The organism is Pannonibacter sp. SL95 (genome assembly GCF_026672425.1).
Taxonomy (GTDB): domain Bacteria; phylum Pseudomonadota; class Alphaproteobacteria; order Rhizobiales; family Stappiaceae; genus Pannonibacter.
Genome location: NZ_JAPPRC010000003.1, coordinates 1553456 through 1566323 on the forward strand (window position 1 = coordinate 1553456; position 12868 = coordinate 1566323).

The following is a 12868-nucleotide window of genomic DNA, read 5'->3' on the forward strand; positions in this document are numbered from 1 at the left end:
GTGCCGTCATTCTCCCGAAGCCTTGAAAAGGCCCTGCATCAGGCGCTCGCCTTTGCCAACGAGCGACAGCAGGAATACGCGACGCTGGAGCATCTGTTGCTCGCCCTGATCGATGATCAGGACGCGGCCGCCGTGATGCGCGCCTGCAATGTCGACCTTGACGTTCTCAAGCGCAATCTCGTCGACTACATCGAGACCGAACTCGAGAACCTTGTCACCGATGGCGACGAGGATTCCAAACCCACGGCCGGATTCCAGCGGGTGATCCAGCGCGCGGTGATTCATGTGCAGTCTTCCGGCCGGGAAGAAGTGACCGGCGCGAACGTGCTCGTGGCGATCTTCGCCGAGCGCGAAAGCCATGCGGCCTATTTCCTGCAGGAGCAGGACATGACCCGCTACGACGCTGTGAACTACATCTCGCACGGCATTGCCAAGCGCCCCGGTCTGTCGGAGCCCCGGCCCGTGCAGGGGGTCGAGGACGAAGCCGCCATGCCTGAGGACGTCGAGACCAAGCCGAAAAAGAAGACCGATGCGCTGGAAGCCTATTGCGTCAATCTCAACGAGAAGGCCAAGGTCGGCAAGATCGACCCGCTGATCGGACGCGACAGCGAGATTTCCCGCACCATCCAGATCCTGTGCCGCCGCTCCAAGAACAACCCGCTGTTCGTGGGTGATCCGGGCGTGGGCAAGACGGCAATCGCCGAGGGCCTTGCCCTGCGCATCATCCGCAAGGACGTGCCGGAAGTGCTGCAGGATGCGACCATCTTCGCGCTGGACATGGGGACGCTGCTCGCCGGCACCCGTTACCGCGGTGATTTCGAAGAGCGGCTGAAGCAGGTCGTCAAGGAAATCGAGGAGTATCCCGGCGCGGTGATGTTCATCGACGAGATCCACACGGTGATCGGCGCAGGCGCGACCTCGGGCGGGGCGATGGATGCCTCGAACCTGCTGAAGCCGGCGCTGGCCTCAGGCGCGATCCGCTGTATCGGCTCGACCACCTACAAGGAATACCGCCAGTTCTTCGAAAAGGACCGCGCGCTGGTGCGCCGGTTCCAGAAGATCGACGTCAACGAGCCGTCGGTGCCCGATGCCATCGAGATCCTCAAGGGCCTGAAGCCCTATTTCGAGGACTTCCACAAGGTCAAGTACACCAACGACGCCATCAAGACGGCGGTGGAGCTGTCGGCCAAGTACATCAACGACCGCAAGCTGCCGGACAAGGCCATCGACGTTCTGGACGAGACCGGCGCGTCGCAGATGCTGCTGCCGGAAGGCCGCCGCCGCAAGACCATCGGCGTCAAGGAAATCGAGACCACGATTGCCACGATGGCCCGCATCCCGCCGAAGTCCGTGTCCAAGGACGACGCCGAGGTGCTGTCGAAGCTGTCGGAGGATCTGAAGCGGGTCGTCTACGGCCAGGACAAGGCCATCGAGACGCTGGCGAGCGCCATCAAGCTGGCCCGTGCCGGCCTGCGCGAGCCGAACAAGCCGATCGGCAGCTACCTGTTCTCCGGGCCGACCGGCGTCGGCAAGACCGAAGTCGCCCGTCAGCTGGCGTCGTCGCTGGGTGTCGAGCTGCTGCGCTTCGACATGTCCGAGTATATGGAGCGTCACACGGTCAGCCGCCTGATCGGCGCGCCTCCGGGCTATGTCGGCTTTGACCAGGGCGGCCTGCTCACCGATGGCATCGACCAGCATCCGCATTGCGTGCTGCTTCTCGACGAGATCGAGAAGGCACATCCGGATCTCTACAACATCCTGTTGCAGGTGATGGACCACGGCAAGCTGACTGACCACAACGGCAAGCAGGTCGACTTCCGCAATGTCATCCTGATCATGACCACCAACGCGGGCGCGGCCGACATGGCCAAGGCTCCGGTTGGCTTCAATCAGGCCAAGCGCGAAGGCGATGACCGCGAAGCGATCAACCGCCTGTTCACGCCGGAGTTCCGCAACCGCCTCGACGCGATCATCCCCTTCGACAATCTGCCGATCGAGGTAATCCACCAGGTGGTCGAGAAGTTCGTGATGCAGCTGGAGGCCCAGCTGGCCGACCGCGGCGTGACCTTCGAACTGACCCCGGATGCCATCGCCTGGCTCGCCGACAAGGGCTACGACACCCAGATGGGTGCGCGTCCCCTCGGCCGTGTCATCCAGGAGCACATCAAGCGGCCGCTGGCCGACGAGGTGCTGTTCGGCAAGCTGAAGAAGGGCGGCACGGTCAAGGTCTCGGTCAGCGAGGACAAGGCCGGCCTGCTGCTGGAGACGGTCGAGGACAAGCCGGAGCGCCCGGAAGCGCCGAAGGCTGCTGCCAAGCCGAAGCGCAAGCGCAAGCCTGCGGCCAAGAAGCTCGAGCCTGTGGTCGAAGCCAAGGCTCCGCCGGCCCGCCCGAAAAAGAGCCTCGTCCCGAAAGTCCCGCTCGCGGACTGAGGTGATTGCGGCAGACATCAGAAGCCCGGCCGGAAACGGCCGGGTTTTTTGTTGCGTAAAGCGTACCGGTCGAACACCGCGCCGTCCCGGCCTTGAGCCGGGACCTCCGTCCAATCCTGTCTGCGCCATCAGTGATCCGGCTGCCCTGCCAGCTTGACAGGTCCCGGCACAGGAAAACTCTTGTTCGCCCTTTTCTCCCCCAAACGCATACCTGCTGTTCCCTCCTGAAGGGTGGCAGGGGCAGGGGGGCGATGCTAGGCTTGAATTTCGCTTCCGGATTCCACCGGCCAGCTGCCCTATCTGCTGCGTCGGTCGAGAAGCCTCATGCCCTTCAGTCGCACGGCCCCATGACCTCGCAAGCCTCTCTGCCCGAGCCGTTCACGCCCCCCACACCCGAAGCGGGCTCCCGCATTTGGGCGCTGCGCGGCGCGCGGGCGGCTGTGTCGATCCCGGGGTTCATCCTTGTTGCTGCCTTCATCGGCTATGCCGGCCTTGCGCGGGAGAGCGGCCTCACCCTGACCGAGACCCTCCTGATGTCCGCGCTGGTCTGGGCTTTGCCCTCCATCGTGGTCCTGACCGGGGCCATGGCCAGCGGCGTCGGGCTGGTCCCTGCGTCCATTGCGGTGGCGCTGGCCTCGGTGCGTCTCATGCCCATGACAATGGCGCTGGTGCCCATCTTGCGGGTTGAGGGCCGCACGAAGCGCTGGCATCTGCTGTTTGCCTCGCATTTCGTGGCGATCACTGCCTGGGTCTTTGCCATGCGCAACCTGCCGGACCTGCCGCGTCCGGCGCGTCTGCCGTTCTTCCTCGGCTTTGCCTGTACCCTGACCAGTTCCGTCTCGATCATCACCGGCATTTCCTATGTTCTGGTGGAGGAGACACCGCCGATGGTCGCCGGCGGCCTGTTCCTGCTGACCCCGGTCTATTTCCTCTGTTCGCTCTGGACGGCCGCCCGCCTGTCGGTCGACAAGGCCGCGATGATCGTCGGACTTGGCCTCGGGCCCGTCTTTGCCCTGGTCGCGCCGGAGATGGATCTGCTTCTCACCGGCATCGTCGGCGGCTGCCTTGCCTATGGCGGCACGAAGCTCGCCCGGCATCTGGGCTGGGGGCGTGAACCATGAGCGCCGACGTGATCGCCGATTTCTGGCCCTATGTGATGATCGTTGTTGCTGGCTGGCTGGCGACCGACATCTGGCGCTGGCTGGGTGTCCTTGCCGCTGGCCGCATGCGCGAGGACAGCGAGCTCTTGGTCTTTGTCCGCGCCATCGCCACGGCGCTGGTGGCGGGTGTGATTTCCAAGCTGATCCTGTTCCCGAGTGGCGCGCTGGAGGCAACGCCGATGGGCTTGCGCATTGCGGCCGCGGCAACGGGATTTGTCGCGTTCCTCATCCTGCGGCAGCAGGTTATCCTCGGTGTGATTGCAGCGGAATTCGTGCTCATCGGCGGCTGGCTCCTCATCGGAGCCTGAGCCACCGGTCTTTGGGGCAGTGGGCGCCCGGGCTACCGTCAGGCCAGAGCGGCGCGGATCTTCTGGGCGTTGACGGCGAGCACGGCGTTGTCCGCCATGCCGCTGGCATGCGGGGCGAGCGCCACGCCCTTGAAGCGCGGGATCACGTGGAAGTGGGTGTGGAACACCACCTGGCCGCCGGCCGACTCAGAGAATTGCTGGATTGTCGTGCCATCAGCGTCGAAGGCCTTGATCACGGCATGGGCCATCTTCTTGACGGTCGCCATGGCCGCAAACAGGTCTTCCTCGGCGATGTCCAGAATGTTGCGCGAGGGCGCCTTCGGGATCACCAGCACATGGCCGTCACCGCGCGGCATGATGTCCATGATGACGAGCGTCTTGGCATCTTCATAGACGGTATGGCTCGGCAGTTCGCCGCGCAGGATCTTGGCGAAGATGTTGCCGGCATCATAGGCGGTGTTGGCGGGTGCGGACATCAAGTGCTCCGGTGACAGGGGAGAAGGTGTTGCGGTTCAGCCTAGCGTCACGTCCGGCCGGACTGCAACAGGAAGCTGATAGCGACGTTTGATTGCGGCACAAAGACGAGTCATTCGAATCGGTTGCGGCGTTCTGTTCGCCAGGTAAATGAATTGCTTCATGTTTTTCTGAAAGGGGCGAGGTCTGCGAGCATCTCGGCCTCCGTCGCCACCGCTGCCCGCTCCCGCTCCAGATAGTCGGCAACGGCGTGCCGGAGGCCCGGATGAGCGATCCAGTGGGCCGACCGGGTCAGCGTCGGCAGGTAGCCGCGCGCCAGCTTGTGTTCGCCCTGCGCCCCGGCTTCGACAACCTTCAGGCCTTTCGCGATGGCAAAGTCGATGGCCTGATAGTAGCAGACCTCGAAATGCAGGCAGGGGTGATGCTCGATGCAGCCCCAGTTGCGGCCATAGAGTGTGTCAGAGCCGATGAAGTTGATTGCTCCGGCAATGTAGCGCCCGTCGCGCTTGGCCATCACCAGCAGGATGCGCCCGGCCATCCGCTCGCCGATGAGCGAAAAGAACGTCCGGTTGAGATAGGGCCGGCCCCACTTGCGCGAGCCTGTGTCCATGTAGAAGGCGAAGAACGCGTCCCAATGCGCTTCCGTGATGTCGCTGCCGGTCAGCCACTCGATGGAGATGCCGTTTTCCAGCGCCTCGCGCCGCTCCTTGCGGATCGTCTTGCGCTTGCGGGAGGCGAGATCCTCCAGAAAGGCCTCGAAGCTGGCATAATCCCGGTTGAGCCAATGGAACTGCTGATCCGTGCGCTGCAGGTAGCCCTCGGTTCCCAGCAAGTCCCATTCCGGTTCGGTCAGGAACGTGGCATGGACGGAGGAGGCCTCCGACAGCTTGCACACCTCCACCAGGCCTTCGGCCAGTGCCGCCGTCAGGCTGTCGCGGTCATGCAGCGGCGAAGTCAGAAAGCGTCGTCCGGTTGCCGGGGTGAAGGGCACGGAGACCTGCAGCTTCGGATAGTAGCTGCCGCCGGCCCGGTGAAACGCATCTGCCCAGCCGTGGTCAAAGACATACTCGCCCTGCGAATGGGTCTTGAGATAGGCCGGCACGGCGCCGATCGCCGTCCCGTCCGTGTCCTCCAGCACCAGATGACGCGGGATCCAGCCTGTGCGCCCGCCGACACAGCCGGACGCCTCCAGGGCCTCCAGAAAGCCGTGCGCGAGAAAGGGATTGTAGGGTTCAGCGTCCGCGCCATCGAGCCGCGCGCGCGGGCTCAGACTGCCATCGCCATTGAGGGCATAAGACGGGTTGGCGAGCCCGTCCCAGACCTCGGCCCCGATCTCCGACAAGCTGTTCAGGATGCGCAGCCGCGCCTCGGTCACCATCGGGCCGGTGCTCTTCGCGCCGCTGCCCTCGATGTCGGAAACTGCAGCATTGCAGCCGTCAGCCGGGGGCGGTGTGGCGCTCATGAGGATTGGACCCTTTGATTGGCCGGGCGGGAGAGCCACGGCTCAGCGGCAGGATGTCAGTTCCTGTCAGAAGGTAGATCACTGACCTGTGGCTGCAAGGGGGCTTTGATCGTCCAGGCCGTGCCATTTTCCGCGCCGTCCCGGCCTTGAGCCAGGACCTGTCAGGCCCGTCCGCGCTTTCGACCGCTCGAGCCGCAACCCCGCAAGAACAGGTCCCGGCTCAAGGCCGGGACAGCGCGGAGAGGGTGTTGGATGCTCTGGACCCGCACCCAGGACAGCGCGGCAACTGTGTCGTCGGCTCCTCGCCTCAGACCTGATCCGCCTCGAAGCCTTCGAAGATGATCTGGTCGGCATGGGCGAGCGCGCGGGCCTTGTCGGCCGGGTTGCGCAGCGTCCAGGTCATGATCGGCAGGCCGAAGACCTTGCGCAGCAGGCTCGGGCCAGCCATCGGCAGGTCCTTGTAGTGGTAGGAAATGAAGTGCGGCCGGGTGCGCGGGAAATGCAGCAGGTGGCGCATGATGAAGCGGTCCATGCGCGTCAGCTTGCGGTATTCGCCCTCGTTCGGTGTGCGATCGGCAACGATGCCGCGCGGGATCTCGGGCGCATAGGCGCGCATCACCGACAGCATGTCCGGATCGAAGGACTTCAGCACCAGCGGGCCCCTGTAGCCGCGCACGATGTCGCAGATCCGGTGCACGAAGGCCGCCTGGGCGTCGGCGCGGTGCAGCGACTTGACCTCGACCACCAGCGTGACACGGCCGGCGACCTGCTCCAGCAGCTCCTCGAACAGCCACAGCCGGTCGGAACCGGACTTCATGCGGATGCCCACCAGCTCGTCGGCCTTGCGGGCGATCACGGGGCCGCTGGCATCGGCCAGCCGGTCCAGGTCGTCATCATGGAAGACAATGGCGCGGCCGTCGGCGGTTTCCTGCAGGTCCACCTCGATGGCGTAGTTGCGGGAGAGGGCCTCGGCGATGGCGGTCGGGCTGTTTTCCATGATGCCGGCCGAAGCCGTATGGAAGCCGCGATGGGCGATCGGGCGGGAAACGATCCAGGAATAGTCGGTCATGACGGGGATCCGATGGGGCGGCGGGGCAGGGACAAGCGGGGGACAGCGGCGAGGATCGCCGCTGTCCGGGTGGTCGATCAGGCGACTTCGATGACCGCTTCGATTTCCACGGCCACGCCGAAGGGCAGCGAGGCAACGGAGACGGCCGAGCGGGCATGACGGCCCTTGTCGCCGAACACGTCGACGAGGAAGTCGGAGCAGCCGTTGATCACCTTCGGCTGGTCGGTGAAGTCCGGCGTGGAGTTGACCATGCCGACCAGCTTGACGATGCGCACGACCTTTTCGAGGTCGCCGATGGCAGCCTTGGTCTGGGCGATGATGTTGATGCCGCACAGGCGGGCGCAAGCGCGGCCTTCGTCGATGCCGAACTCCTGGCCGACCTTGCCGACGAACTCGATGCCGTTCGGGCCGATCGGGATCTGGCCGGAGACGAACAGCAGGTTGCCGGTGCGCACGACCGGTACATAGTTGGCCTGCGGGGCGGCCGGGGTCGGCAGGGAAACGCCAAGGGCGGCGAGGCGCGCTTCAATCGATTCAGACATGAGATCATCCTGTTCAAAGGCTGGAGCCCGAAGGGCAACCGGGGGGCGGAAACCGTGGTCTTGATGCCCGGAATCCGGAAGCCGGGCAAGGCCAAAACCGTCGCCGTCCGGTCTGCCGCGCGGGCAGTTCGAGGCATGTGCGGCCGCTTTCACCGTGTGTTGCTTCGCCGGCTGGGGTTAATCCGATCGGACTTGCCACGTCCGCCGGGGAATGTGCTAGGGAAGTAGGGTAGTTGGCCGCGTATCCGGCCCGATCCTGGGAGCCAGTCCATGTCCGCATTTGCAGCGTCCTTCCGTGCGCTGTCCGTCGCCGCAGCCCTGGGGGCAGGGGTGTTGTTTCCGGGGGCGTCCAGCGTGCTTGCCGCCGGCGTTCCGCTGGTGCCGCATCGGGCCATCTACGACATGAAGCTGGGCGACGCGGCTGACGGAACCGGCATTGCCGCTCTCAGCGGGCGCATGGTCTACGAATTCTCCGGCAATTCCTGTGACGGCTACAGCGTCACCTTCCGGTTTGTCAGCCGCTTCGAGGATGAGGGCGGCACCTCGCAGGTGACGGATCTGCGCACGTCTTCCTTTGAGGAGCCGCAGTCCGGCCGCTACCAGTTCCTGTCCCAGACCTTCATTGACCAGGATCTCAGCGAGGAGACCCGCGGAACGGCGCAGGGGTCCAAGGACAAGCTGAAGATCGGCCTCGTCAAGCCGGAGGAAAAGAAGGTCGACATCAACGGCGACGTCTATTTCCCGATTTCGCATCTGAAGGCCATGATCGAGGCCGCCTCGAAGGGCGATGCCTTCTTCGAGGCCGAGGTGTTCGATGGCGCCGAGACCGGCGACAAGGTCTATGCCACGTCGGCCGTCATCGGTGCCTTGCAGCAGGGCGCGGACGTTGCCGGCGAGGACAATGCCGAGGCCGTTGGCCGCATCGGTGCGCCAAGCCGCTGGCCGGTGACCATTGCCTATTTCGATCCGACCCTCGACCAGGGCGGCGAGGCAACTCCGGTCTATCAGATCAGTTTCCTGCTCTACGAAAACGGCGTCACCCGCCGCCTCGTGCTCGACTACGGCGACTTCAAGATCGAAGGCCAGCTGAAGGATCTCGTCGTCTACCCGATGACCGACTGCCAGTAAGGACGAGGATCGAGGCTCTCTCTAGCGCGTTCGCTCCCCGCCTTGGCAGCTCCGGTCCGCAAGCTTTAGCTACGACAGAAACACCCCTCAGCCGTCATCCCCGCCTTGTGCGGGGATCCATTCGGCCTTGACGGACCCGAAGCACCTTCGTTTGCCGGGGCGCTGGCTTGTGTGGATCCCCGCACAGGCGCGGGGATGACCACGGCGGGAGACGGCACCGATTGCAGGCAGACTGGTGCCTCAGGTCCGTCCCCGCGTCTTTGCCGCGTGCACCAGCCCGGTCTCGACGGCGGCCTTGCCGAATTTCTCTCGCACCTTGTCCATCGCCCGCTCGGCCTTCGCGCGCCGCTCCGCATCCTCGTCGACCAGGTCCGCCGGATCGGCTGTCGCCCCGGAGCTTAAGTCACTGACACCGATGCCGATGAGCCGGAAGGCCTCGCCGGTGGCCACATCCGCCAGCAGTTCATCGCCGAGGCGGAAGATGCGGTCGGCCAGATGGGTCGGATCGGCCAGCTGGCGCGACCGCGTGATCAGGCGGAACCGCGACGTCTTCAGTTTCAGCGTCACCGTCCGACCGGCAAGATCGGATGCCTTCAGCCGCCGCGCCACGGTTTCGGACAGGTCGCGCAGCACCGGCCGCAGGTCTCCAAGGGAAATAAGGTCCGTGTTGAAGGTTGTCTCCGCGCTGACGCTCTTCGCCGGACGGCTGGGCGTGACAGAACGGTCGTCCTCGCCCTGGCAGAGCTTGGCCAGCCGGATACCCATGGTGCCATAGCGCCGGATCAGGTCAGATGGGTCCATCTGCTGCAACTGGCCGATCGTCGTCAGCCCGTCGGCGGCAAGCCTGGCCTGGAACACCTTGCCGACGCCCCAGATGACGCTGACAGACCTGTCCTTCAGGAAGTCCCTCGCTTCGGCCTTGCCGATCACGGCAAATCCGCGCGGCTTGTCCAGTTCGGACGCGATCTTGGCGAGGAACTTGTTGGGGGCAAGGCCAACCGACACCGTGACACCGATGTCACGCTCCACCTCGCGGGCAAACCGGGCCATGACCTCGGCCGGGCTTGCGTGGTGCAGCCGTTCGGTTCCCGAGAGGTCAAGGAAGGCCTCGTCAATCGACAGCGGCTCGACCAGTGGGGTCAACGCCAGCATGCGCTCGCGGATCTGGCGGCCAACGGCGGAATATTTCGCCAGATCCGGCTTGATCACCACCGCCTGCGGGCAGGCCTCCAGCGCCTTGAACATCGGCATGGCCGAGCGCACCCCGTGGATGCGGGCAATGTAGCAGCAGGTGGACACCACCCCGCGCGTGCCACCGCCGACGATCACCGGCAGATCGGCCAGCGCCGGGTTGTCCCGCTTTTCGACCGACGCAAAGAACGCATCGCAGTCGACATGGGCAATGGCGAGCTGGTCCAGCTCCGCATGACGGACAAGCCGCGGGCTGCCGCAGTGGGGGCAGCGGCCGCGCGGGGTGGGAGAGCGATGGCCGCAGTCGCGGCAGAGGCCGCGCAAGGGGCTGGCGGCAGCGCTTGCCGTCGTCGGTCCGGCATCGGTCATGGTCGTCTCCGGCTGCCGTCAGGGGTTTGCCGGTCCTCTCAGCTCCGCTCGAGGATAGAGAGGATGTGCCGGGTTGTCTCCTGCCAGTCTCCTGTCAGCAGGCCTGCCATCGGCAGGGGATCCACAGCGGCGCGGAAGCGGGCATCGGCAATGAAATGCACCAGCCGGGTCTCCGGCAGGCACAGATGGACAGACTTGAGGTTCTGCGGGCTGTCATCGATGAAGACCACCGGCCGGCCGCGCCCGGCGGACAGTGCCGCTGCGGCGCCACCCTTGGGGCCGGAATTTGTCACCACCGGATAGGGCATGCCGTGGCTGGCGAGCAGGCGTTCGCGCGCGGGCTTGTTGGCGCTGCCGGGCAGGTTGGTGAGGAAAACCACCTCGCAGTCGGCCGAGAGACGCTCCAGCGCCGCCGCGGCCCCGTCCACCGGGGTCTGCCGGTCGCTCACCTCGGCGAAGAACTCGAGCAGCAGGCGGCGCACCTCGTCCTGTCCGATCGGCGTGTCGCTGTCCTTGCGGGCGATGTTGCCGGTCAGCTGGTAGGCGTAGCGCAGGAAGCCCATGTCCCGTTCGGCCAGGAAGGTTTCCAGATGCGCGATCATGTGAAAGACGACCTCGTCGACGTCACAAATGACCAGTGGACGTCCGCTGGACGCGGGCAGGGCGCGGATCTGGTCCAGCACCTCGCGGGCAGGGGCATGCAGCTCAGACATGATCCGCCTCATCCCCCACGAGCGCAAACCGGGCGGCGGCGATCATCGTCGGGCGCAATCCGGAATTCTCACAATAAGCCAGCAGCAGCGGCTCATCTCCCATCATGAATTCCAGAACTCCGGCCAGAAAACCGGGCTCGGCGGCCGCGCTTCGAATCGATTCCGGACCAATACCCGAGACGGCGAGAAAGCGGCCAATGAGTTCCGGCTCCCGTATCAGGTGCAGCAACACGTCGGTCGCGATTTCCTCTGCCTTTTCAAAGGTCATCGTCTTGATTTGTCGACTTGTCATTGCATTTTTGCCTTTCTGAAACGATTCCGCGCTACCATCTACCTAACTCAAGCGAGGGTCTTGTGCATGCCTGTCCTCAAGGCGTGCCGGCAGGGAGGCCCTTCCCAGAACTCCGGTCCCAATCCGGCAAAGGCAGCATTCATGGCAAAGACCGTTCTGATCGTGGAAGACAACGAGCTGAACATGAAGCTGTTTCATGACCTTCTGGAGGCGCATGGGTACAATACCCTGCAGACCCGGACGGGCATCGAGGCGCTGAATCTCGCCCGTACCCACCGGCCCGACCTGATCCTGATGGACATCCAGCTTCCGGAGGTTTCCGGGCTCGAGGTCACCAAGTGGATCAAGGAAGACGACGACCTCAGCATGATTCCGGTCATCGCCGTCACCGCCTTTGCCATGAAGGGGGATGAGGAACGGATCCGCCAGGGCGGCTGCGAGGCTTATATCTCCAAGCCGATCTCGGTCGCCAAGTTCCTCGAAACCGTCCGCTCCTACCTCGGCGACGCCTGAGCTGCCAGAAACTGGCCAAAGGCCAGTCAAGCCGCGTCCTGTCCCATCCCCGTTAAGGTTACAGATTTACTAAGTCGCGCGACAGTTGTGGTGCGGCTGTGCTCTTGTGTTGATTCCCGGCTGCGCTTGGCTAACGTGGCGGGGTGAATTGACGGTCCAGATGATTGCCGAGAGTTCCGAAGTCATTCGTTGCCTCAGTCATTTGCGTTTGTCACTAAACCCTACGGAGTGCCTGGGTCCGCCGCATCTCCTGGGTCCGTGGGGAAAAGGCCGGTGGGATGCTGTCCGATGAGTGGCCTCCTCGTAGTCAGCGTCCCGCCGGCCGCCTTCTTTGATTGCCTCGTGTGACGCGGCTATTCCCGGTTGGCACAGGTGCCAATTCACCCGCTGACGTCATCCCCGCCGCCGTGCGGGGATCCAAACCGTCCAAAGCCCTGCACCCTTCGTCGCTCCTGCGCAGGCAGGAGCCCAGTAGCCACATGACTGCATTGGTTTCTGCAGTGCCGGACGTCAAGCGCCCCGATTACTAGGCTCCTGCCTTCGCAGGAGCGACGAGAGGGTGCGTTGTGCCCGCCTTCGCTTTTTGCCTCGTCTGACGCCTTCACCCCCACAAAAACTCTCACCCTTCGTCGCTCCTGCGCAGGCAGGAGCCCAGTAACCACATGACTGCGTTGGTTTCTGCAGTGCCGGACGTCAAACGCCCCGATTACTAGGCTCCTGCCTTCGCAGGAGCGACGAGAGGAGGCGGTGTGCCCGCCGCCTTCGGTGTTGGCCGCATGTGCAGCGATTGTTGTCGGGTCGGCACGGGGGATGGGATGGGCGAGGAGGCGGATCGCATCCAGTTTCACAAAAACAAAAAAGGCGCCCCGTGGGCGCCTTTGATGTCTGGAACCAGCGATCAAGACTTACTTGATCTTGGTTTCCTTGAATTCGACGTGCTTCTTCGCGATCGGGTCGTACTTACGCTGAGACATCTTCTCAGTCATGGTACGGGAGTTCTTCTTGGTCACATAGAAGAAACCGGTGTCAGCGGTGGAAAGCAGCTTGATCTTGATGGTGGTCGCCTTGGCCATGGCCTTCGATCCTGTTCTTGTTTGTCCGGCAAACGTTCGATGCTGCCAGAATCTGGCGCCCGTTGAGTTCGCTTAGAGAGTACGAAATCAGGGCGCAAACTACTCATAAGCCGGCCAAAGTCAAGCTCTGGCGCGAGACTGCGG

Annotated in this window: 13 protein-coding genes; 5 read left to right on the forward strand and 8 right to left on the reverse strand. The window is 64.2% G+C overall.

Features of this window, described 5'->3' with window-relative positions:
- From clpA to OVA12_RS08000, 3 genes are all read left to right on the forward strand, one after another.
- Positions 1-2430 (forward strand): ATP-dependent Clp protease ATP-binding subunit ClpA, encoded by a 2430-nt coding sequence (clpA, locus tag OVA12_RS07990; RefSeq protein ID WP_268136088.1) that lies wholly within the window; start codon positions 1-3, stop codon positions 2428-2430.
- A gap of 347 nt (positions 2431-2777) precedes the next feature.
- Positions 2778-3551 (forward strand): AzlC family ABC transporter permease, encoded by a 774-nt coding sequence (locus OVA12_RS07995; protein WP_268136090.1) that lies wholly within the window; start codon positions 2778-2780, stop codon positions 3549-3551.
- Positions 3548-3898 carry an AzlD domain-containing protein gene (locus OVA12_RS08000; protein ID WP_268136092.1) on the forward strand — a complete coding sequence of 117 codons (351 nt, stop codon included), beginning with the start codon at positions 3548-3550 and terminating at the stop codon, positions 3896-3898. The genes OVA12_RS07995 and OVA12_RS08000 overlap by 4 nt, the downstream gene beginning before the upstream one ends.
- 38 nt (positions 3899-3936) lie before the next feature.
- On the opposite strand, the gene OVA12_RS08005 is transcribed toward OVA12_RS08000, so the two are convergent.
- The 4 genes from OVA12_RS08005 to OVA12_RS08020 form a co-directional block, all read right to left on the reverse strand.
- Entirely contained in the window at positions 3937-4374 is a 438-nt protein-coding gene (locus OVA12_RS08005) for an HIT family protein (RefSeq protein ID WP_268136094.1), read from the reverse strand.
- Between the two features lie 158 nt (positions 4375-4532).
- Positions 4533-5750, reverse strand: a complete 1218-nt coding sequence (locus OVA12_RS08010; RefSeq protein ID WP_268137051.1) for a GNAT family N-acetyltransferase — start codon at positions 5748-5750, stop codon at positions 4533-4535.
- Positions 5751-6141: 391 nt separating this feature from the next.
- Entirely contained in the window at positions 6142-6903 is a 762-nt protein-coding gene (locus OVA12_RS08015; RefSeq protein ID WP_268136096.1) for a glycerophosphodiester phosphodiesterase family protein, read from the reverse strand.
- A gap of 77 nt (positions 6904-6980) precedes the next feature.
- Entirely contained in the window at positions 6981-7445 is a 465-nt protein-coding gene (locus OVA12_RS08020) for a RidA family protein (protein WP_268136098.1), read from the reverse strand.
- Positions 7446-7715: 270 nt separating this feature from the next.
- Between OVA12_RS08020 and OVA12_RS08025 the strand changes: the two genes are divergently transcribed.
- Complete coding sequence (locus OVA12_RS08025; protein WP_268136100.1) at positions 7716-8573, forward strand: cell envelope integrity EipB family protein; 858 nt, start codon at positions 7716-7718, stop codon at positions 8571-8573.
- A gap of 240 nt (positions 8574-8813) precedes the next feature.
- On the opposite strand, the gene OVA12_RS08030 is transcribed toward OVA12_RS08025, so the two are convergent.
- From OVA12_RS08030 to OVA12_RS08040, 3 genes are read right to left on the reverse strand one after another with little or no spacing between them, the layout of a single operon-like run.
- Positions 8814-10133, reverse strand: a complete 1320-nt coding sequence (locus OVA12_RS08030; protein ID WP_268136102.1) for a DNA polymerase IV — start codon at positions 10131-10133, stop codon at positions 8814-8816.
- Positions 10134-10171: 38 nt separating this feature from the next.
- Positions 10172-10846 (reverse strand): hypothetical protein, encoded by a 675-nt coding sequence (locus OVA12_RS08035; RefSeq protein WP_268136104.1) that lies wholly within the window; start codon positions 10844-10846, stop codon positions 10172-10174.
- Positions 10839-11114, reverse strand: a complete 276-nt coding sequence (locus OVA12_RS08040; RefSeq protein ID WP_268136106.1) for a DUF3572 domain-containing protein — start codon at positions 11112-11114, stop codon at positions 10839-10841. The genes OVA12_RS08035 and OVA12_RS08040 overlap by 8 nt, the downstream gene beginning before the upstream one ends.
- A 165-nt stretch (positions 11115-11279) precedes the next feature.
- Between OVA12_RS08040 and OVA12_RS08045 the strand changes: the two genes are divergently transcribed.
- Positions 11280-11651, forward strand: coding sequence for a response regulator (locus OVA12_RS08045; RefSeq protein ID WP_268136108.1), 372 nt, complete (start codon positions 11280-11282; stop codon positions 11649-11651).
- A gap of 905 nt (positions 11652-12556) precedes the next feature.
- On the opposite strand, the gene rpmG is transcribed toward OVA12_RS08045, so the two are convergent.
- Complete coding sequence (gene rpmG / locus OVA12_RS08050) at positions 12557-12724, reverse strand: 50S ribosomal protein L33 (RefSeq protein WP_268136110.1); 168 nt, start codon at positions 12722-12724, stop codon at positions 12557-12559.
- Positions 12725-12868 lie beyond the last annotated feature (144 nt).

What these genes read in the sequence shown, in the direction of transcription:
- rpmG (WP_268136110.1), bottom strand. Translation starts at nt 12,724, where the DNA reads ATGGCCAAGGCGACCACCATCAAGATCAAGCTGCTTTCCACCGCTGAC.
- OVA12_RS08040 (WP_268136106.1), bottom strand. Translation starts at nt 11,114, where the DNA reads ATGACCTTTGAAAAGGCAGAGGAAATCGCGACCGACGTGTTGCTGCAC.
- OVA12_RS08045 (WP_268136108.1), top strand. Translation starts at nt 11,280, where the DNA reads ATGGCAAAGACCGTTCTGATCGTGGAAGACAACGAGCTGAACATGAAG.
- OVA12_RS08020 (WP_268136098.1), bottom strand. Translation starts at nt 7,445, where the DNA reads ATGTCTGAATCGATTGAAGCGCGCCTCGCCGCCCTTGGCGTTTCCCTG.
- OVA12_RS08035 (WP_268136104.1), bottom strand. Translation starts at nt 10,846, where the DNA reads ATGTCTGAGCTGCATGCCCCTGCCCGCGAGGTGCTGGACCAGATCCGC.
- OVA12_RS08025 (WP_268136100.1), top strand. Translation starts at nt 7,716, where the DNA reads ATGTCCGCATTTGCAGCGTCCTTCCGTGCGCTGTCCGTCGCCGCAGCC.
- OVA12_RS07995 (WP_268136090.1), top strand. Translation starts at nt 2,778, where the DNA reads ATGACCTCGCAAGCCTCTCTGCCCGAGCCGTTCACGCCCCCCACACCC.
- OVA12_RS08010 (WP_268137051.1), bottom strand. Translation starts at nt 5,750, where the DNA reads ATGGTGACCGAGGCGCGGCTGCGCATCCTGAACAGCTTGTCGGAGATC.
- OVA12_RS08005 (WP_268136094.1), bottom strand. Translation starts at nt 4,374, where the DNA reads ATGTCCGCACCCGCCAACACCGCCTATGATGCCGGCAACATCTTCGCC.
- OVA12_RS08030 (WP_268136102.1), bottom strand. Translation starts at nt 10,133, where the DNA reads ATGACCGATGCCGGACCGACGACGGCAAGCGCTGCCGCCAGCCCCTTG.
- OVA12_RS08000 (WP_268136092.1), top strand. Translation starts at nt 3,548, where the DNA reads ATGAGCGCCGACGTGATCGCCGATTTCTGGCCCTATGTGATGATCGTT.
- OVA12_RS08015 (WP_268136096.1), bottom strand. Translation starts at nt 6,903, where the DNA reads ATGACCGACTATTCCTGGATCGTTTCCCGCCCGATCGCCCATCGCGGC.